The organism is Burkholderia sp. THE68 (assembly GCF_009938265.1).
Classification (GTDB): Bacteria; Pseudomonadota; Gammaproteobacteria; order Burkholderiales; family Burkholderiaceae; genus Caballeronia.
This window is the reverse complement of the sequence record NZ_AP022319.1, coordinates 1,211,728-1,230,716: the sequence shown is the minus strand read 5'-3', so window position 1 is coordinate 1,230,716 and position 18,989 is coordinate 1,211,728. Positions and strand designations below refer to the sequence as shown.

Genomic DNA, 18,989 nt, shown 5'->3' with positions numbered 1-18,989 from the left:
TTCAAGGCTCCTCGCAGAGACGTCGCGCGGTGTCTTCATCGGTCACGAGCACGGACGGATAGCGCCCGCGCAACGCCGCGCGCGTCACATGAAACTTCTTCTTGCCGCCGCTCACGAGAATCACGCGCTTGATCTTGCGCAGATCGTCCAGCGTGATCGCCACGGTGCGGCGGTTCAGCGGATGGTCGATCAGCTCGCCGTCCTCATCCATGAAATGACCGAGCATGTCGCCGACGGCGCCCGCCTTTTGCAGCGTGCGCAACTGCTCGGGGTTGTCGATGCCGTAGGTCACCACGAGCGATTCCGTCAGATCGCCGCAGGTGAGCAATGCGAGGTCGGCATTGCGCGCGAGTTCATAGGTCTCGCGCACGGTGTCTTCCTGGAGGATCACGTCGCGCGCTTTCTGACTGCTCACGTAGATCGGCGCGGCGAAGAGATAACCATCGGCGCGGCAGATGTTCGCGAAGTCCGACACGATATCGAACGTGTTGATGCTCGGGCAATGCGACAGGCCGCCCTGCAACGACACCGCCGACACCGCGCCATAAGTGCGCTGCGGCATCGCGCGCAGCACGGCGCGGATCGTGCGGCCCCAGCCCAGGCCGATGGTTTGCCCTGCAACGATCTGCTTGGCGAAGTACGCGGCCGCGCCGATGCCGAGCGCCGCGTTGTTCGCTTCGTTGTTCGCACCGCTCGGCACGACCACCGCGCATTCGAGGCCGAAGCGCTTCGCGAGCGCCTCCTCCAGTGCGACGCACGGCGCGATCTTGCTGTTGATCGTGATCTGCACGAGGCCGGATTCGCGGCTCGCCGCAAGCAGCCGGTTCACGCGCACCCGGTTGCTGCCGATGCGCTGCGCGATCTCCTGCTGCGTCAGATTGCCGACGTAGTAGTGCCACGCGACGCGCGCCTGCAACTCTTCTTCCGAGTCGATGGAATCGTCCACTTCGGCGATGGCGATGGGCGGTGCGCTCTTGCTCATGTCGTTTCGTTGTTCATTGAAAGGACGCGATTCTATTTCACCGCGCCCATCGTCAGGCCTTGCACCAGTCGGCCCGAGACGAGCAATGCGAAGATCACCATCGGCAGCACGATCAGCGTGCCCGTCGCCATGATTTCGCCCCACGGCAACTCATAGCCGCTCATGTAGCTCGTCGCGGCGACGGGTGATGTGATCGCGTCGCTGCGCGTCAGCACGAGCGCATAGAGCAGATCGTTCCACGAGAAGATGAACGCGAAGATCGCCGACACCACGATGCCCGGCATCGCGAGCGGCAGGTTGATGCGCCAGAACACGCGCCAGGGCGATGCGCCATCGAGCCGCGCGGCTTCGTCGAGTTCCACGGGAATGTTGCGGAACTGGTCCGTGCAGATCCATACGACGATCGGCAGCGAGAACGTCAGATAGAGCAGGATCAGCACGATATGGGTATCGACGAGATCGAGCTTCGTCGCGATCAGGAAGAACGGCACCGCGAGCACGACCGGGCTCACCATGCGGTTCGAGATGAACCAGAACCACAGGTCTTCCTTGCCGCGGAATTCATAGCGCGCGAGCGCGTACGCCGCGGGCGCGCCGAGCAGGATCGCGAGCACCGTCGTGCTGCTCGCGATGATCAGCGAGTTCAGGAGACTGCCAGCGACGTCATGCTCGAACAGCGCCGCCGAGTAGTGATGGAACGTCGGCGAGAACAGCCATTTCGGCGGATACGCGAGCGCGTCGGCCTGGCTTTTCAGGCTCGTCGTGACCATCCAGTAGAACGGAAACACGGACGACATGAACACAACGACGAGGCCGAGAAAATGCCATACGGTGGCGCGCTTTCTTGCCGCGCGCGCACGCTTCGCGCGTTGCGTGGTCTGCAAAGTCGGTGAACTCACGCGGCCTCCCGATACACGAAACGGATATAAAGACGTGACAACACGATCGTCAGGATGAGCAGGATGATCGCCTGCGCGGATGCCAGGCCCTGATCGAAGAGACGAAAGCCCACGCGCTGGATATAGACGCTGATGAACTCCGTCGCGGCACCGGGCCCGCCGCGCGTCATCGTGAAGACGGCGTCGAACATCTTGAGCATGTCGGCGGAACGGAGAATGAGAATGGCAGTCAGGCCCGGCAGCAGGTAAGGCCGCTGGAGATGCCAGAGGATCATGCTCCACTTGGGCGTTTCGAGGCGCGCGGCCTCTTCCGCTTCCTTAGGCACCATCGAGAGTCCGGCCAGCAGGATCAGCGCGCAGAACGGCGTCCACTGCCAGACATCCATGATCATCACGGAGACGAACGCGAGCGTCGGGTCCGCGAGCCAGTCTTGCGGCGGAATGCCGAGCAAGCCCGTCAGATAGTTCGCCACACCGAACTGCCGGTTGAAGAGCAGACGCCCGATGAGGCCCACCACCGCATACGTCGTGGCCATTGGGATCACGAGGCTCACACGTGCGACCGCGCGCATCCAGCGCAAGTCCGTGCGATGCAGCAGAAGCGCGGCGAACAGGCCGAGCGCGACTTCGATCGGCAACGTGAGGCACAGGAACAGCGCGGTGCGCCCGAGTGCTTCCCAGAAGGTCGGATCGGTCAGCGTCGCGATGTAGTTGTCGACGCCGACCCATGGCGTGCCCGAGGCGAGATCCGCGAGCTTGTACTGATGAAACGAGTTGTAGAGCGCGAGCAGCAGTGGATAGACGCCGATGATCGCGAGCGCGGCGATCGCGGGAATCAGGAACCAGAAGGCGGGCGAACGCGGCAGGATGCCGAAGTAACGCGCGGGCTTGCGCGGTCCTCGCGCGTGCAGTGCGGGTGATGCCATTCGATCGCCTCCGGTTCCTTGAACTTACTTCAGCAAGGGCTTCTTGCCGTCGTAATAGCCCGCTTTCTTCAGGATGTCCTCGGTCTTCTGACCGATGGTCTGCGCGCCCTCCTTCACCGTCACCTGACCGAGCATCATCTTGCTGCCCCATTCTCCGATGACTTCCGACACCGCCGGCCATTCGGGGAAGCGCGGACGATAATCCGGCACGCCGCCTTGCCACGATTCGACCATCGGCTTGACGAACGGATACTTGTCCTGCACGGCCTTGTCCTGATAGATAGCCATGCGCGCCGGCACGCCGCCCGCTTCGAGGTAAGGCTTCGCCATGGCTTCGGACGTGATCCATTGAATAAAGAGCCACGACGCCGCCTGCTTCTTCGCATTCGACTTCGCGTTCACCGCGAGCGAGAAGCCGCCGAGCGCGGGCTTCAGACCAGCAGGGCCTTTGGGCTCGGTGGTGATCGCGAGACAGTTACCGAGCTTCGACTTGCTGGGATCGGTAAGCGTCGGATAAAACGCGGACCATTCGGTGATCATCGCGACCTGACCTTGCGCGAGCGCATTCACCGCTTCCGCATGATCGAAATCGACGATGCCCGGCGGCATGTACTTCATCAGCTTCTGCCGATATTCCAGGCCCGCCTGCGATTGCGGCGACATCAGGTTCGACTTGAACTTCGCGTCGAGCAGCGAGCCGCCGTTCGGCCACAGCACGCGCATGAAGCTATCCGCCGATTGCGTTTCGCCGCGCCGCGATTGCAGCGCGAACGCGAACTTGTCGCCCTTCGTGAGCTTCGGCGCGTAGGTGGTGAGGAGTTCGTCCCAGGTCTTCGGCGGCTCGTCGAAGCCTGCGTCCTTCAGCATGCACTTGTTGTAGAACATGAGGCCCGAATAGTTATCGAACGGCAGGCCGTAGGCGACCTTGTCCCATGTGCCGAACGAATCGAGCAGGATCGGGAAGAAGCCCTTGAGGTTAAGGTTCGGGTCCGCGAGCTTGGGGTCGTCGGTGAACTTCTTGATCGGCACGAGCCATTTGTTGCTCGCGAATTCACCGATCCACACCACGTCGACGAGCACGATGTCCTGATCGCCGCCGCCGACGAAGTTGAGCACTTCCTTCTCGCGCGTGTTCTCGTACGGGATCACGTCCCAGCGCACCTTGATGCCCGTCTCTTTCTCGAACTGCGGGATCAGTTGCTGCGCCGCCTTGTAGCCCGGCCGATCCAGAAAGATGGCCTTGATCGTGGTGCCCGAATATGGCTGCGCCGCTTCCTTCAGAGTCCAGGCCTGCGCATTCGAGGCGGCGAACGCCGCGCTCGCCGCCAATAGCGCGACCGCGGCGACGTGTTTGATCGGGCCGAGTTGCGTGGCCGGGATGAAGCGCTTCTTCATGCCTGTCTCCTTGGTTTTTATCGAGCGGGTACGGCTTGCGGATTCGTCTGCCTCGTCCTTCGTTTCACTTGTAATTTCGGTTTTACAATTGTATATTTTGGCGCGAACAGGTTGTCAAGAACAAATTCGACGATGCATCCCGATGCTGCGCTGCCGCAGCAGCACACAGGAGACACGTATGAGCGCAGTTCATTTGCAGCAGATCCGCAAGACCTTTGCGGGCGTGGAGGTGTTGAAGGGCATCGACATCGAAGTGACCGATCGCGAGTTCATGGTTTTCGTCGGTCCTTCGGGGTGCGGAAAATCCACCTTGCTGCGCACCATCGCCGGACTCGAACGCAGCGATTCAGGCCAGGTCCTGATCGGCGGCGAGGACGTCACCGATCTCGAACCATCGCAACGCGGCGTCGCGATGGTGTTTCAGTCGTATGCGCTCTATCCGCACATGTCGGTGTACGAGAACATCGCGTTCGGGCTGCGCATGCTCAAGCTGCCCGAAGCGCAGATCAAGGAGCGCGTGCATCGCGCGGCGGAGATTCTGCAGATCGGTCAGTTGCTCGAACGGCGTCCGCGCGCGCTGTCGGGCGGACAGCGTCAGCGCGTCGCCATCGGCCGCTCGATCGTGCGCGAGCCGAAAGTCTTTCTCTTCGACGAACCGCTCTCCAATCTCGATGCCGCCTTGCGCGTGCAGATGCGCCTCGAACTCATCAAGCTGCACAAGCAACTCAACGCGACGATGATCTACGTCACGCACGATCAGACCGAAGCCATGACCATGGCCGATCGCATCGTCGTGCTGAATCACGGGCGCGTCGAGCAGATCGGTTCGCCGCTGGAGCTGTATCGCACGCCGCATAACCGTTTCGTCGCGGGCTTCATCGGCTCGCCGAAGATGAACTTCATGGACGTGCGGGTGATGCGCGTCGATGCGGCGGGCGTCACCATCGAGCTGCCCGGCGGCGAGACGCTCACGCTGCCGTTCGCGGGATCGTCGGTGAAGGCGGGCGAGACGCTCACGCTCGGCATCCGGCCCGAGCATTTCATCGAAGCGAGCGGCGGCGATATCGACAGCGGTCTCACCGGCGAAGTCATGGTGATCGAGCATCTCGGCGGCGAGACGCTGCTGCATTTGCGTTTGCCGAACGAACTCGTGATTCAGGTGAAGGGTTCGGGCGAATCGACAGCGGTGGAAGGACAGCGGCTGAACGCGGGCTTCAGCATCCGGCACGTTCATCTGTTCCGCGAAGACGGCAGCGCGCTGGAACGCATGCGGCCGGTCGCGCAGACGGCGACCGCCTGACGATCAAGTTCACGGGAAAACTGCCGTAAACGAGGATAAGCAGCGCATCCGCGCGCCGCAGACTTTCGTCCGCATTCCGTGAACCCCATGGCATTCCCCATTCGCTCGCTCGCGGCGTGGGCCATCGTGCTCGCGCTCGTCATCGGCTCGTCATCGTCGACGCGCGCCGCCATCGGCAGCGTCGAGTTGCCCGTCACGCTCACCATCTTCGATGTCTGCACGCTCGACACCAACGCGCATCAGCCAGCGGTCGCGTGCTCGGCGGGCGGACAGTACCGCATTCTGACCGGCGAATACTTCGCGAGCTTTCAGGTAGCCGATGTAAGGCGCAAAGGAAATCCGTCGATCGTCGAAATCGCGTTCTGAACGACCGTTTCGATGCGGTCGAAATTACCTCCCATCGTTACAATCTCTCACGTCTTATGTCTGAGGAATAAACAAAAATGAAAGCGTCCACCGAGACGCCAGCGCAGCGACGGAGATGAAGCAAACGTTGGCGAGCACGGACACCTAAAAAAATAACGAGGTGAAGAATGCGTCGTCAGTCGATCGCGGTTTCATTCGTATCACTCGCGCTGGCCACCGGGCCGCTCATTCCATCTGGCGTCGGCGCGGCCACCCGCACCACCACTTTCACGGTGTCCCTCACGCTGCAGAACGATTGCCAGATCGCGGCCAATCCGCTGAACTTCGGCAATTCGGGCGTCATCGCGGCGAACATCGACCAGACCACGACGCTTTCGGTCACCTGCTCCAATGGCGCCGCATATAACGTCGGCCTGGACGCGGGCTCGGTCACCGGCTCGACCATTCCGAACCGCCTGCTTTCGGGCACCGGCACGCCCGCGCCGACGGTCGGCTACCAGCTCTATCGGGATGCCGCGCGCACGCTCGTCTGGGGGCAGACGGTCGGCACGGATACGCAATCGGGCACCGGCACGGGCGCCGCGCAGACTTTGACGGTCTATGGCCGCGTCGCGCCGCAGAACACGCCCGCCGCCGGCACGTATACGTCGACTGTCACCGCGACCATTACTTTCTAGGCATGCGCGATCCGCAGTTTGAACGGGCCGCGCGACGGCTCGGGAGGCGCGCTGTCGCTTGCGTTTTCGCGTCGGTCATGGGGCTGTCGATGACGCATGTCGCGTCGGCGGCGGCGTTGCAGGTGTCGCCGATCCGGCTCGATCTGTCCGCCGACAAACCCGCCGCCGCGCTCACGCTGCACAACGACGGCGCCGTGCCGCTCAATGCGCAGGTGCGCGTGTTCGCGTGGACGCAGTCGCTCGACGAAGACCATCTGGAACGCACGGCGGCGATCGTCGCGAGTCCGCCGATCGTACGCATCGCGCCCAACGGCGATCAGACGATCCGCATCCTGCGGGTGAGCAACGCGCCGCTCGAGCGCGAGGAGACCTACCGCCTGCTGATCGACGAGATTCCCAACGGGCAAGGCGCGTCGGCGACGGGCGTACGCATGCAATTGCGCTATTCGGTGCCGGTGTTCGTGGGCGCATCCGATGAGCGCGCGCCGCCGCTCGCCCTGACGCTCGAACGAAACGATGCGCAGGACGGCGCCCCGCTGATGCTGCGCGCGTCGAACCGCACCGATCTCCACGTGCAACTGAGCCGCGTGCGCCTCGACTGGGGGAACGGCCAGTCGACACCCGTGTCCGCGGGCCTGCTCGGCTATGCGCTGCCGCGCGCGACACGCCGCTGGCCCGTGCCCAACGCGCCCGCGAACGTCACCTCGGCGACGGTGCATGCGCTCGTCAACGGCGAGCCGGTGACGGTGCGCGTGAGCGTCGGCGGGCCGCCGACTGATCGCTGAGCCGTGGATGCGATGCCACGTTCGTCGTCGTCGACGTTCCCGCACACGCTGGATGGCGCCGCTCTGCGTGCTCGCGTCGATGTGCGCGCAGACGCGAGCCGATGACATGTCCGCGATGCTCGCCGCCGTATCGAAAGCCGCGCTGCCGGTCGCGGGCAATGCCGTATCGAACGCTCAGGGCGCGTTGTATCTCGAAGTCGCGATCAACGGCACGTCGACGCAGAAGATCGCGCAATTCTTCGTGACCGACACGATGATCTACGCGAGCGCCGACGAACTGCGCGACATCGGCCTCAGAACCGACGATCTGCAGCCTGACGCGCAAGGCCGCATCGCGCTCGGTTTCGTGCCGGGCCTGCGCTATACGTATCGGCCGGAGCGGCAGCGCATCGATTTCGACGCGAGCGACGCGCGCCGCCTGCCCGCCTCGCTCGCCAACACGCCCGCGCGCCCGCCGACGACCGCGACGGGCACGGGCCTCGTCATCAACTACGAAGCGAGCGTGCAGACCAACTCGCCGACGCAATACGGCCTCTACAGCGAGCAACGCTTCTTCTATCCCGGCGGCGTGCTCGACAACACCGGCACCGCGTACTGGTATGCGGATCGACGCCGCTACGTGCGGCTCGATACGTCGTGGACGCATTCGGACACCGCATCGCTCGTGACGACGCGTCTGGGCGACACGATCTCGTCGTCGCTCACGTGGACGCGGCCGGTACGCATGGGCGGCGCGCAGGTGTCGCGCGATTTCGGCCTGCGCCCCGATCTGATCACGTATCCGGTGCCCGCGCTCGCCGGTTCGGCGGCGGTGCCGAGCGCCGTCGATCTCTATGTGAACAACGTGCGTCAGTTCAGCGGCAATGCACCGTCGGGGCCGTTCGTCATCAACGCCGTGCCGGCCATCAACGGCGCGGGCGAAGCCGTCATCGTGAGCCGCGACGTGCTCGGGCGCAGCGTGATGACCACCGTGCCGCTCTACATCGATGCGCGCCTGCTCGCGCGCGGCCTCACCGATTTTTCCGTCGAAGCCGGTTTCGTGCGGCGTGCGTATGCATTGCGCTCGTTCGACTATGCGGGCGATCCGTCGATTTCCGCGTCGCTGCGGCGCGGCGTCACCGATACGTTCACCTTCGAAGCCCACGGCGAAGCGACACGCGGCGTGTACAACGCGGGCATCGGCATGTTGTTCGGTATCGGGCAGGCGGGCGTGTTCAACGTCTCGCTCGCGGGCAGCGCGGGCAACGGCGGCGCGAACACCGCGCAGGTCTATGCGTATCCGCCCGGCTTCTTCGACGGCTTCGCGAACGAAGCGACGCCCATCGTCGTGCAGCCGGCCAAAGGCGGCGGCGGCATGCAGGTCTCGGCGGGATGGCAATGGCGCACGCTGGAGCTTTCCATCGATCTGCAAGCCCAAAAGGCGAGCGCGCATTACAGCGACCTCGCCTCCGCCGAAGGCACGCCCGTGCCGCGCTCGACCTATCGCGCGACGCTTGCCGCGCCGCTGCGCGTGTTCGGTTCGACCAGCACCGCGAGCGCGAGCTTCGTCGGGCTCGACGATCCGTATTACGGCGATTCGCGCATCGGCTCGCTCGCTTACACGACGACGCTGCCGCACGGCACGTCGCTTTCCGCGAGCGTGTATCACGACTTCGGCGACACGCATAACACCGGCGTGTTCGTCGCACTGAGTTTTGCGCTCGGCGGCGCGCTCAATGCGAGCGTCGATGCGGGCGCCGATCACGGCAAGCCGCTCTTCGGCGCCGCCGTCACGAAGACCGCCGACTACGGCGGCGGCTTCGGCTGGCAAGTGCAGACCGCGCGCCAGAACGGCATCCAGCAGTCGCTTGCGCAAGGCGCGTATCGCGGTCGCTACGGCGATCTGCTCGCGACCGTCGCAAACGTGGACTCGCGCGTGTACGGCGAGCTCGACGCGTCGGGCTCGCTCGTGCTGATGGCGGGCGACGTGCTCGCGGGCCGCCGCATCGACGATGCCTTCGCGCTCGTCTCCACCGATGGCGTCGCGAACGTGCCCGTGCTGCACGAGAACCGCGAGATCGGCAAGACCAATGGCGCGGGGCATCTGCTCGTGCCGGATCTCGTCGCGTATCAGGCGAACCATCTCGCGATCGATCCGCTGGACCTGCCCGCCGATACCGCCGTCGGCACGACGCAGCTCAATCTCGCGCCGCAGGCGCGCGCCGGCGTGCTTGCGCGTTTTCCGCTGCGCGGCTTCACGGGCGCGCAACTGCAACTCGTCGATGCGGGCGGCAAGCCCTTGCCGGCGGGCACGGAGCTTACGCATCGCGAAACGGGCAAGCACTATGTGGTGGGGTACGACGGCCTCGCCTTCATCGACGATCTCGCTCGCTCGAACATGCTCGATGCGTCCGTGGCCGGCAAGCACTGCGAAGCGAGCGTGCCTTACGAGGCGCAAGGCCACGGCCTGCCGACGCTCGGGCCGTTCACCTGCGGAGACGTATCGCGATGACACGCCTCGCGCTTTTCATCGCACTGATGCTGCTGTCGATCGCGCCCGTTCGCGCGCAGGTCTGCACGGTGTCGATATCGAGCATCAACTTCGGCTCGATCGCGCCCGCGACTTCCTCGAGCGCGAGCGTATCGGGGTCCGTCACGGTGACGTGCACCGGTTTCGTGCTGAATTTGCCGGTGCGCGCGTGCATCAACATCGGTACGGGCACAGCCGGCGCGTCGTATGCGCCGCGTCTCGCCGCGAACGGCGCGAACACGCTGCAATACAACCTCTACGCCGATACGACCGGCAGCACCGTGTGGGGCTCGCGCCATTCGGCGAGCTATGGCGCCGTCGCGGTCGACATTCCGCTCACGCTCGCGCTCGGCATCGCGTCGGGCAGCCGCACGATTCCGTTCTATGCGCGCATGCCTGCGGGACAGACATCGCTTGTCGCGGGCGTCTATACGTCGACGTTTTCCGGTGCGACGCAGGCCGAAATGACGTATCAGCAGTACTTGTTATCTGCGCCCTCATGCTCGACGCTCACCGCGAATTCGAATCCGCTTTCGTTCACGGTATCGGCGACCGTGATCAACGATTGCACGCTCGCCGCGACCAATATCAACTTCGGCACGGCAGGCGTGCTGAACAGCGCGCTATCGGCGAGCGGCACGCTGAGCGTCGCATGCACCAGCGATGATCCGTACTCCATTGCGCTTTCGGCGGGCAGCGGCAGCGGCGCGAGCGTCGCGGACCGGCGCATGACGAAGGCCGGCGGCAGCGAGCAGGTGCGCTATCAGCTTTACCAGAACGCCGCGTTCACGACCCCCTGGGGCGATGGCACCGGCGGCACCGCCACCGTGGCCGGCACCGGCACCGGCGCGAGCCAGGCAATCACTGTCTACGCGCGCGTCCTGCCGCAAGCGACGCCGAGCGCGGGTAACTATATGGATACGATCGTCGCGACGATCACGTATTGAAGTATCGACACTAGTCGGGATTACAAATGTTCCAGAATCGACATGCACATACTGCAAACGGCATAACAACGCACTCCTGCCTTATGTGCGCCACCCCACATAACCGTAACGCGTCACGGTTTCGTTACGTAACTGCCGGCGTGTCGCGGTGCGTTATGGCGCAATCGTGACAAAGTGCGACGGGGCGCAAACGTTGGCGCTGCGGGCTTCTGGCCTTAACGCATGCTTCGTTGCGCACCCATATTGCGTCTGGCACGACTCGTGCGACCGCATGCACGACCAACTGGAGGGGATGGTTACAGCATGAAAAGAACGACACACGGCTCGCCTGTCGCGAACGCCGCGCCGAACTCAGCTCATGCATTCAGGCATCGCGTGCTCCAGGGCCTGAAGGCCGGAGAGTTCTGCATCGCCTATCAGGGAATCTACCGAGTCGACAGCGGCGAGCTGACCCAAATGGAAGCGCTGATTCGCTGGCGTCATCCGGAGTACGGCGTATTGCTGCCAGGCGCATTCAGCGAGGCGTTCAAGGATGCCGAGATCATGCGCGAACTGACGTGGTTCGTGCTGGACGCGGTGGCGTCCGAGATCGCGGCATGGCGCGCGCGCGGCGGCGTACATTACGCGGTGGCGGTGAACGTGCCGCCATCGGTTGCGGCGTTGCCGGGCTTCGCCGAGCGACTGGAATCGATCTGTCGCACGCATGGCGTCGCGCCGGATTGCATCCAGCTCGAATTGCTGGAGAGCGAGGATCTGACGCGCATGCCGTCGATGCCGAAGGTGGTGCGACGGTTGAGGAACAAGGGCGTGAGTGTCGCGATGGACGATTTCGGCACGGGTTACTCGTGTCTCGCCGCGCTCGGGCCGATCGATTTCGGGACGGTGAAGATCGCGAAGGAACTGCTGTCCGAAGCGCCCCGTTGTCCGAACGCGCGCATCGTGTTTTCGTCGGTGCTTGCGCTTCTGACGCGGTTGAAGGTGGCGATCGTCGTCGAAGGCGTGGAGACGGCCGCGCAGGCGCAATGGATCGCGCAATGGCCGCATGTGCTCGCGCAGGGATTCTTTCTGGCGCGGCCGGTGTTCGGCATCGACAACGTGCCCGGTGCGCGGCTCGCAAGTGCGGCGGCGCGGCGCAGGCCGGCGCGGAGGGATATCAGGCTTGCCGATGCGGCTTGATTGCTTGATTCAAGGAGTGAAGTGCTTCTGGCAGCCCTCGTAAAGCCAGGATTTCCAGAGCGCCCCGGACGGCACCGGAAAGGACGCATCGTCGAGCAAATTGCGCGACGGCTGCGCGAAAAACGTCGTCGAAGAGAATCGGCTTTCGTGGGTCCGATGCGCAGCACTACAGCATCGATCTGCCGGTCGCGAAAGCGCTGGGCGATCCGCCGGTCGAGCGTACGTCGCGCAGTCCGCGGATCAACGCGACGTTGTCGTATCAGCTCGATTGAGCGCGCGACGCGCTCGGCGCCCGTTACGGCGCCGAAGCGGGCGCGGGCTTGCCCGCCTTCTGCGCGTTGATCTTCGCCTGCGCGTTCTGCAGATTCTGCGGATAGTTGGTCTGCTCGCCGGCCGGGTTATAGCCGTTCTTCTCCAGTTCTTTCAATTCGGCGTTCTTCTTCGCGCGCGCCGCCTTGCGTTCGGCTTTCTTGACCTGCTTCGGCGTGGATGCCGCCGTGTCCTGCGCCTGCGCGACGGGCATCGCGACGAGCGCGGCGACGGACATGGCGATGGCGGCCAACGGTATGCGTTTGTTCATGATCGATCTTCTCCAGATGGATGACGACAGTTGACAACGACGCCTGCGAGGATCGCGTCAGCAATCCGCGATCCTCGCGCGGCACATCAGCATGGCGCGCCAAAACCGGCCGCGAGCGATTTCCCGCCCGTTCACCGGTCGACGATGCGGCTCAGATTCCCGCGCACGCGCTGCAAGAGCGCGATCAACTGTTCGCTTTCCTGGCGGCTGAATCCGGCGAGCGCCTCCGACGTGATTTCATCGCCGACGCGCCGCGCGCGGTCAAGCGCCTTTTCCGCCTTCGCGGTCATGCTCACCTGCCGTTCGCGGCGGTCGTCGGGGTTCGGGCGGCGCTCGATCCAGCCGCCCTCCTCCATCCGGTCGAGCAGCCGTCCGGCGGAAATCGGTGCGACTTCGAGCAGCCCCGCGAGCCGCGCCTGGTTCACCTCGCCGTAATGCGAGAGATACGCGAGCACGCGGCACTGCGCGCGCGTGAGATTGAGCGATGACTTCGCCAGTACGTCGAACCGGTTGCCGCACAGGCGATCCACGTCCGCGACCAGAAAGCCGAAGCGTTTGTCGAGTTGGGTTTCCATCGCGCGATTATAGGTAAGAGCTTTCGACGCGTGCACACGTTCATCGGCAGAAATGCGCCGTATAATAAGCCTGCTTATCATAACCTTACTTACAAAGCCGCCGCCCCGCGGCTCAGTCCATGTCCTCCGAAGTCTCCACGGAAAGCGCCGCGGCACCTCTGAACCGCGGCATGCTGACCGTCGCGATCATGCTCGCGACGCTGATCCAGACGCTCGACAGCACCATCGCGAACGTGGCGCTGCCGCATATGCAGGGCAGCCTGTCGGCGTCGCAGGACGAGATCACGTGGGTGCTGACCTCGTATATCGTCGCGGCGGCGATCGCGACGCCCCTCACCGGCTGGCTTTCGGACCGGTTGAGCGTGAAGCGGCTGCTGTGCATATCGATTGCGGGCTTCACGGTGGCGTCGGCGTTGTGCGGGCTGTCGGAGACGCTCGCGCAGATCGTCGGTTCGCGGCTGTTGCAGGGCGTTTTCGGGGCGTCGCTCGTGCCGCTGTCGCAATCTATTTTGCTCGACATCAACCCGCGCGAGAAACAGGGCCAGGCGATGGCCGTCTGGGGCATGGGCGTGATGGTCGGGCCGATTCTCGGTCCGACGCTCGGCGGCTGGCTCACCGACAGCTACAACTGGCGCTGGGTATTTTTTATCAACGTGCCGATCGGCGCGTTCGCGCTGTTCGGCGTATCGACCTTTCTGCCCGCGCAGGCCGCCCGGCGCGCCGTGAAATTCGACGCCTTCGGCTTCGCGACGCTCGGCCTTGCGATCGGCGCGTTCCAGGCGATGCTCGATCGCGGTGAACAGCTCGACTGGTTCGGCTCGATGGAGATCCGCATCGAGGCTTTGCTCGCGGCGCTCGCCTTCGTGTTTTTCATCGCGCACACGGCGACGGCGGGCCAGCGTTCGTTCTTCAAATACCAGTTGCTGAAGGATCGCAACTTCGCGACGGGCACCTGCTTCATCTTCGTGATCGGCGCGGTGATGTACGCGACGCGCGCGCTCCTGCCGCCGATGCTGCAGAACCTGATGAACTATCCGGTCGCGACGACGGGTCTCGTCACGGCGCCGAGCGGCGCGGGCACGATGATCGCGATGCTCATTGCCGGACGGCTCCTGAAGCACATCGATGCGCGCTTGCTGTTGCTGTCGGGGTTCCTGATTTCGGCGCTCGCGCTCTGGCAGATGATGCAGTACACGATCGTGCTGTCGGCCTCGGATATCGTGTGGCCGGGCGTGATTCAGGGCTTCGGACTGGGGCTCGTGTTCGTGCCGCTGTCGGCGCTGACGTTCTCGACGCTCACGCCCGAACTGCGCGCCGACGGCACCGCCACCTACAGCCTCATGCGCAATATCGGCAGCAGTATCGGCATTTCGGTCGTGCAGACGCTGATGACCCGCAACACGCAGGTCGCGCACGCGGACCTCGCCGCGCAGGTGACGCCGTTCAATCCGGCGATGCAGTCGGTGCTGTCGAGCGGCTCGATGCAGGACATGGCGATGCTGAATCAGACCATCACGCAGCAGGCGTCGATGATCGCGTATCTCAACGACTTCAAGCTGATGTTCGTGGCGACCCTGCTGGTGGTGCCGCTGTTGCTGCTGATCCGGCCCGCACGCAAGGCGGCTGCGGATGAAGCCGTCCCGCATGCGGCGATGGATTGAGCGCGGCCATCGCGATAGACACGATAGCCGCGCCGGTGCGTGTGCCGGCTACTTGCGCTTCTTGCGGGCGGGACGCCCGACAGTTTCTTTGTGCTTCGGTTTCGCAGCAGGGGCGACGAACGCTTTGAGTTCGTCCGCGATGCGCCCGATCACACGGTCCCAGTCGCCCGCCTGCGTCTGACGGAAGAGACGCATCGACGGATACCAAGGCGTGTCGTCGCGTCCGGTAAGCCACCGCCAGCACTGGTCGAAGCGCGACAGCACCCACACCGGCCTGTTCAGCGCGCCGGCCAGGTGCGCAGTGGACGTATCGACCGCAATCACGAGATCGAGATTCTCGATGATCGCGGCGGTATCGGCGAAATCGGTCACATCGCTCATCGGATCGAAGGGACGCAGCGTTTCCGGGATCTCGCTGATTTGCGGCCGCGTCGTCGCGCCCAGTTGCAGGCTGACGAATGTCGCGCCGGGAACCTGCAGAAGCGGCACGAGCTGGCGCGCGTGAATCGAGCGGCGCCTGTCGACCGCAGCGGCGAGCTTCACGCCAGACCGGCTTTCGCCCGCCCAGACGAGGCCGATTCTCGGCCTCGCGCTGGGCAGGCGCATCTTCCAGGTTTCGACGAGACTGGCGGGTGCATGCAGATAAGGAACCAGCGCAGGTACCGTCTCGAGCGTCGTGTGGAACCGCAGCGGCAGGCTCATCATGAAGCACCAGAAATCCTGCTTCGGCAGGCCGTGCAAATCGCTGCTGCGGATGCACGCGTCGACTTCCTCGATGCCTTCGACTAGCCGAGCGAGCGCCGGCTCGCAGACCACGGTCAGCCGCTTGACACCCTTCGCTTTCAGGAGCGGCAGATATCGGCAGAACTGTAGCGTGTCCCCCAGACCCTGCTCCGACAATATGACGATCGATTTGCCCTGCAACGTTTCACCTTTCCACTGCGGATAGGCGAGGCCCGGCTCTCGCTGGTGCGTATCCGCACGACGCATGGAAAAGCGCGACTCGTAAAGCATCCAGCCTTCGGCCAACTGACCCTTGGCGAGCAACACGAGCGCCAGATTCGCTTCGAGATCGGGATCGGATGGCCGCAGCCTCAGTCCGCTTCGATAAGCCGATTCAGCCTCGTCCATACGCTTCAGGCGGTGCAACACACGGCCGAGGTTGTGCCAGGCGTCTACGAAGGCCGGATCGAGATCCAGCGCCCGCCGCAGCGATGCTTCCGCTTCCGCGAGCCGGCCTGCTTCCATCAACGTCGTACCGAGGTTGTAGTGCGCGGGCGCTCGATGGGCATCCAGGCTCAGCGCCGTACGCAACGCCGCTTCGGCCTCTTCCAGGCGATCCTGTCCGAGCAGCACGGCGCCGCGATTCAAGTGCGCCTCGCCGTACGCAGGATCGAGCCTCACGGCTTCATCGCAAGCCGCGTTTGCTTCGTCCAGCCGGCCGGCGAGTGTCAGCGCCGCGGCGCGAGCTGAATGAGCGCGGATATCGGCCGGATCGAGTTCGATCGCATGCCGGTAGAACGCGTGTGCATCTTCGTAGCGCTCGAGCATGTGCATCGCTCGCCCAAGGTTGCGATGCACGCCGGGAAAGCGCGCGTCGAGCGTAAGGACGTGACGAAGCGCCGTTTCGGCTTCGCCGGCGCGCCCGAGATCGAGCAGCACAATGGCCAGGTTGTAATGCGCGGCCGGGTCGAGCGCATCGAGTTCGATCGCGCGCAGGAAGATGGATTCGGCCTGCTGCTTGCGACCCTGCTCCCGCAGGACGCTGCCGAGACTTGCGGCATACAGTGCCTGCTCGTCCAGCGCAACAGCCTGACGGATCAGGTCCTCGGCTTTATCGAGGGCGCCGCTCTCACGGCAAATCAATCCAAGCAAATGCAACGAGTCGGCATGGCGCGGGTTCTCCGCGAGCACGGCGCGATAGCCAGATTCGGCTTCCTGCGTGCGGCCCGCGCGATGCGCTTCGAGCGTACTGTCAAAGAGAGACATAGAGAAAACACTAGTTCGAGGAAGTCCGATTATCGATGCCGAGTGCCGGAGACTTGTCGAAAAGTGTTCCGTTCCACGCAACGGATCCGGCGCACGCCCGCTTCAGACTGTGACCTCCCCCCGCTCCAGCATCACCCCGAACGCATCCGCCGACAAAGGCATCGCCAGCAAGAACCCCTGCATCTCATCGCACATCATGTCCTGCAGCCTGTCGAGTTGCGAACCCGTCTCCACGCCTTCCGCGACCACATCCATATCGAGCGAATGCGCGAGCGCGATGATCGCCGACACGATCGCCCGCCCTTCCTGCCCGTTTTCATCGAGCCCGTTCGTGAAGAATCTGTCGATCTTCAACTGCTTCGCGCGAAAGCGCTGCAAATACGCCAGACTCGAATAGCCCGTGCCGAAATCGTCGATTGCGATCTCGAAGCCATTTTCCTGAAACGCACGAATCATCTCGATGGTGCGCGGCGCGTCCTGCATCGCCACCGTCTCGGTGATCTCGAACATGATCTGCTCGCTCGGCACGCTTTCCTCATGCATGATCTTGAGGATGTTCGCGACCAGATCCGCCTCGTTCATCTGCCGCGGCGACAGATTGATCGCCACCTTCACCGGCGGCCGCCCCTCCGCACGCCAGCGCGAAAGATGCTGGCACGTCTCGCGCACGACCCAGTAGCCGATCGGCACGATCTGCCCGGAACGCTCCGCGATCGGAATGAATTCGAGCGGCGTCAGCGTGCCGATGTCCGGATGGTCCAGCCGGATCAACGCCTCCGCGCCCGCCAGCTCGCCGCTCTTTCCGCGAAACTTCGGCTGGAACAGCAGATAGAAATGGCCACCGTTCAACGCCTCGTGCAGCGCCTGTTGAATCTGCAAGGTCCGCACCGCCGCCTCGTTCATGCTCGCCTCGAAGAAGCGATACGTGCTGCGCCCGCCGCGCTTCGCCTCGTACATCGCGACGTCGGCGTGCTTGAGCAGCGACTCGACGCTGTCGCCATCCTGCGGATACAGCGCGATGCCGATGCTCGGCATCACCTGCAACGGATGATTGGCCACGAGCAAACCCCTTTTCATCGCTTCGAGGATGCGCTCGGCCAGCGTCTGCGCATCGGTCGGCGCATGCATGTTTTCCAGCATCACGACGAACTCGTCGCCGCCCAGACGCGCCACCGTATCGCCGCCGCGCACGCATTCCTGCAGGCGTCGCGCAAACGCCTTCAGTACTTCGTCGCCGACCGTATGGCCGAGCGAATCGTTGATCGTCTTGAAGCCGTCGAGGTCCATGAAGAGGATCGCAAAGCGGCTGTCGCTGTGCCTCGCGCTTCTGATCGCGCGCTCGATGCGCTCGTTCATCGTGCGGCGGTTCGGCAGATCCGTGAGCGTGTCGAAGGTCGCCATCCGCACGATCTGGCCGTTCAGCCGCGAGACGGAACCGGCCAGCAACGCCGTGCGCGCGTCGAAGCGCGACAGCACGAGCGTGATGATCAGGATCGCCAGCGTGAACAGCACGACGGTCGTGGCAAGCCAGTTCGCGTCGACGTCGTTCGCCGCGCCGCAGATCGAGCCCGGCAGAAAGTTCGCCGCCGCGTTGCCGGTGTAATGCATGCCGGTGATCGCAATGCCCATCACCAGCGCCGACACCAGGCGCTTCGCGAGCACGTTCATCTGCTTCGCGTCCGACAGCGTATGCGCGATCCACAGCGCCGCGCCCGACGCGACCACGGCAATCGCGATCGACGCGGCGAACAGGCGCGGATCGTACTGGATCGCGGGCCGCATCCGCATCGCGGCGTCGCCGGTGTAATGCATCGCGGCGATGCCCGCGCCCATCAGCACGCTGCTCGCGACGAGCCGGCGTGCCGTCAGCCGCTTGCTTGTGATGACATGGAGCGCGAAAAACGATACGAGCACCGCGATACCGAGCGACCCGGCGGTGATCTTGAAGTCATAGCCGAGTGGAATCGGCAGCTCGAAGGCGAGCACGCCGATGAAATGCATCGACCAGATGCCGATGCCCATCGACGCCGCGCCCCCCGCCAGCCAGATGTGCCGAGTGCGCGAATGCGCGAGCATAGTGATGCGCCCCGAAATATCGAGCGCGGTAAAGGAAGCGAGCGTCGCGACAACCAGCGATGCCGCAACCAGCCAGAAGTTGTAGGTGCCGTGCATAAGTGCCAGTTAGCCGAAGACTTATTTGCGTGAGCGTCTTATCGGCCGGG

The 18,989-nt window shown here is 64.1% G+C and carries 16 protein-coding genes; 8 read left to right on the top strand and 8 right to left on the bottom strand.

The genetic code is table 11. The features are described from left to right. Position 1 precedes the first annotated feature (1 nt). Genes BTHE68_RS34060 through BTHE68_RS34045 form a run of 4 tightly spaced genes read right to left on the bottom strand, consistent with a single transcriptional unit; the run spans position 2 to position 4,202 of the window. Positions 2 to 982 carry a sugar-binding transcriptional regulator gene (locus BTHE68_RS34060; RefSeq protein WP_162070648.1) on the bottom strand — a complete coding sequence of 327 codons (981 nt, stop codon included), beginning with the start codon at positions 980 to 982 and terminating at the stop codon, positions 2 to 4. 32 nt (positions 983 to 1,014) lie between these two features. Next, positions 1,015 to 1,866: a carbohydrate ABC transporter permease gene (locus BTHE68_RS34055; RefSeq protein WP_174258157.1), complete on the bottom strand. Its 852-nt coding sequence runs from the start codon at positions 1,864 to 1,866 to the stop codon at positions 1,015 to 1,017. Positions 1,867 to 1,877: 11 nt separating this feature from the next. Then, positions 1,878 to 2,807, bottom strand: coding sequence for a carbohydrate ABC transporter permease (locus BTHE68_RS34050; protein WP_232078208.1), 930 nt, complete (start codon positions 2,805 to 2,807; stop codon positions 1,878 to 1,880). A 24-nt stretch (positions 2,808 to 2,831) separates the two neighbouring features. Then, entirely contained in the window at positions 2,832 to 4,202 is a 1,371-nt protein-coding gene (locus BTHE68_RS34045; RefSeq protein WP_162070647.1) for an ABC transporter substrate-binding protein, read from the bottom strand. Positions 4,203 to 4,380: 178 nt separating this feature from the next. On the opposite strand from BTHE68_RS34045, the gene BTHE68_RS34040 reads away from it, so the two are divergent. The 7 genes from BTHE68_RS34040 to BTHE68_RS34010 all read left to right on the top strand — a co-directional run bounded on the left by BTHE68_RS34040 (position 4,381) and on the right by BTHE68_RS34010 (position 11,962). Then, positions 4,381 to 5,502, top strand: a complete 1,122-nt coding sequence (locus tag BTHE68_RS34040) for an ABC transporter ATP-binding protein (RefSeq protein ID WP_162070646.1) — start codon at positions 4,381 to 4,383, stop codon at positions 5,500 to 5,502. 87 nt (positions 5,503 to 5,589) lie between these two features. Further along, positions 5,590 to 5,868 carry a hypothetical protein gene (locus tag BTHE68_RS34035; protein WP_162070645.1) on the top strand — a complete coding sequence of 93 codons (279 nt, stop codon included), beginning with the start codon at positions 5,590 to 5,592 and terminating at the stop codon, positions 5,866 to 5,868. 167 nt (positions 5,869 to 6,035) lie between these two features. Further along, on the top strand, positions 6,036 to 6,545 hold the full coding sequence (locus BTHE68_RS34030) for a Csu type fimbrial protein (protein WP_225936429.1): 510 nt from the start codon (positions 6,036 to 6,038) through the stop codon (positions 6,543 to 6,545). A gap of 77 nt (positions 6,546 to 6,622) precedes the next feature. Continuing rightward, the gene (locus BTHE68_RS34025; RefSeq protein ID WP_232078207.1) at positions 6,623 to 7,330 is read left to right on the top strand and encodes a fimbrial biogenesis chaperone; all 708 of its coding nucleotides are present in this window, start codon (positions 6,623 to 6,625) and stop codon (positions 7,328 to 7,330) included. Positions 7,331 to 7,382: 52 nt separating this feature from the next. Next, entirely contained in the window at positions 7,383 to 9,821 is a 2,439-nt protein-coding gene (locus tag BTHE68_RS34020; protein ID WP_162070643.1) for a fimbria/pilus outer membrane usher protein, read from the top strand. Further along, complete coding sequence (locus tag BTHE68_RS34015; protein WP_162070642.1) at positions 9,818 to 10,786, top strand: Csu type fimbrial protein; 969 nt, start codon at positions 9,818 to 9,820, stop codon at positions 10,784 to 10,786. The genes BTHE68_RS34020 and BTHE68_RS34015 overlap by 4 nt, the downstream gene beginning before the upstream one ends. A 303-nt stretch (positions 10,787 to 11,089) precedes the next feature. Then, a complete protein-coding gene (locus BTHE68_RS34010; protein ID WP_162070641.1) occupies positions 11,090 to 11,962 on the top strand; it encodes an EAL domain-containing protein in 873 nt (290 codons plus the stop codon). A 295-nt stretch (positions 11,963 to 12,257) separates the two neighbouring features. Here the strand turns inward: BTHE68_RS34010 and BTHE68_RS34005 are convergent, their stop codons facing one another. Together BTHE68_RS34005 and BTHE68_RS34000 are read right to left on the bottom strand one after the other, a co-directional pair. Continuing rightward, positions 12,258 to 12,542 carry a DUF4148 domain-containing protein gene (locus BTHE68_RS34005; protein WP_162070640.1) on the bottom strand — a complete coding sequence of 95 codons (285 nt, stop codon included), beginning with the start codon at positions 12,540 to 12,542 and terminating at the stop codon, positions 12,258 to 12,260. A 131-nt stretch (positions 12,543 to 12,673) separates the two neighbouring features. After that, a complete protein-coding gene (locus BTHE68_RS34000; protein WP_162070639.1) occupies positions 12,674 to 13,117 on the bottom strand; it encodes a MarR family winged helix-turn-helix transcriptional regulator in 444 nt (147 codons plus the stop codon). A gap of 119 nt (positions 13,118 to 13,236) precedes the next feature. Here BTHE68_RS34000 and BTHE68_RS33995 point away from each other — a divergent pair, with 119 nt between their 5' ends. Beyond that, entirely contained in the window at positions 13,237 to 14,778 is a 1,542-nt protein-coding gene (locus tag BTHE68_RS33995; protein WP_162070638.1) for a DHA2 family efflux MFS transporter permease subunit, read from the top strand. Between the two features lie 48 nt (positions 14,779 to 14,826). Here the strand turns inward: BTHE68_RS33995 and BTHE68_RS33990 are convergent, their stop codons facing one another. Together BTHE68_RS33990 and BTHE68_RS33985 are read right to left on the bottom strand one after the other, a co-directional pair. Beyond that, the gene (locus BTHE68_RS33990; protein WP_162070637.1) at positions 14,827 to 16,767 is read right to left on the bottom strand and encodes a tetratricopeptide repeat protein; all 1,941 of its coding nucleotides are present in this window, start codon (positions 16,765 to 16,767) and stop codon (positions 14,827 to 14,829) included. Between the two features lie 102 nt (positions 16,768 to 16,869). Continuing rightward, complete coding sequence (locus BTHE68_RS33985; protein ID WP_162070636.1) at positions 16,870 to 18,939, bottom strand: putative bifunctional diguanylate cyclase/phosphodiesterase; 2,070 nt, start codon at positions 18,937 to 18,939, stop codon at positions 16,870 to 16,872. Positions 18,940 to 18,989: the final 50 nt, after the last annotated feature.

Bases quoted from the DNA above. Each gene is read 5' to 3' on its own strand.
- BTHE68_RS34060 (WP_162070648.1), bottom strand. From the start codon at position 982: ATGAGCAAGAGCGCACCGCCCATCGCCATCGCCGAAGTGGACGATTCC.
- BTHE68_RS34050 (WP_232078208.1), bottom strand. From the start codon at position 2,807: ATGGCATCACCCGCACTGCACGCGCGAGGACCGCGCAAGCCCGCGCGT.
- BTHE68_RS34045 (WP_162070647.1), bottom strand. From the start codon at position 4,202: ATGAAGAAGCGCTTCATCCCGGCCACGCAACTCGGCCCGATCAAACAC.
- BTHE68_RS34040 (WP_162070646.1), top strand. From the start codon at position 4,381: ATGAGCGCAGTTCATTTGCAGCAGATCCGCAAGACCTTTGCGGGCGTG.
- BTHE68_RS34035 (WP_162070645.1), top strand. From the start codon at position 5,590: ATGGCATTCCCCATTCGCTCGCTCGCGGCGTGGGCCATCGTGCTCGCG.
- BTHE68_RS34030 (WP_225936429.1), top strand. From the start codon at position 6,036: ATGCGTCGTCAGTCGATCGCGGTTTCATTCGTATCACTCGCGCTGGCC.
- BTHE68_RS34025 (WP_232078207.1), top strand. From the start codon at position 6,623: ATGGGGCTGTCGATGACGCATGTCGCGTCGGCGGCGGCGTTGCAGGTG.
- BTHE68_RS34020 (WP_162070643.1), top strand. From the start codon at position 7,383: ATGGCGCCGCTCTGCGTGCTCGCGTCGATGTGCGCGCAGACGCGAGCC.
- BTHE68_RS34015 (WP_162070642.1), top strand. From the start codon at position 9,818: ATGACACGCCTCGCGCTTTTCATCGCACTGATGCTGCTGTCGATCGCG.
- BTHE68_RS34010 (WP_162070641.1), top strand. From the start codon at position 11,090: ATGAAAAGAACGACACACGGCTCGCCTGTCGCGAACGCCGCGCCGAAC.
- BTHE68_RS34005 (WP_162070640.1), bottom strand. From the start codon at position 12,542: ATGAACAAACGCATACCGTTGGCCGCCATCGCCATGTCCGTCGCCGCG.
- BTHE68_RS34000 (WP_162070639.1), bottom strand. From the start codon at position 13,117: ATGGAAACCCAACTCGACAAACGCTTCGGCTTTCTGGTCGCGGACGTG.
- BTHE68_RS33995 (WP_162070638.1), top strand. From the start codon at position 13,237: ATGTCCTCCGAAGTCTCCACGGAAAGCGCCGCGGCACCTCTGAACCGC.
- BTHE68_RS33990 (WP_162070637.1), bottom strand. From the start codon at position 16,767: ATGTCTCTCTTTGACAGTACGCTCGAAGCGCATCGCGCGGGCCGCACG.
- BTHE68_RS33985 (WP_162070636.1), bottom strand. From the start codon at position 18,939: ATGCACGGCACCTACAACTTCTGGCTGGTTGCGGCATCGCTGGTTGTC.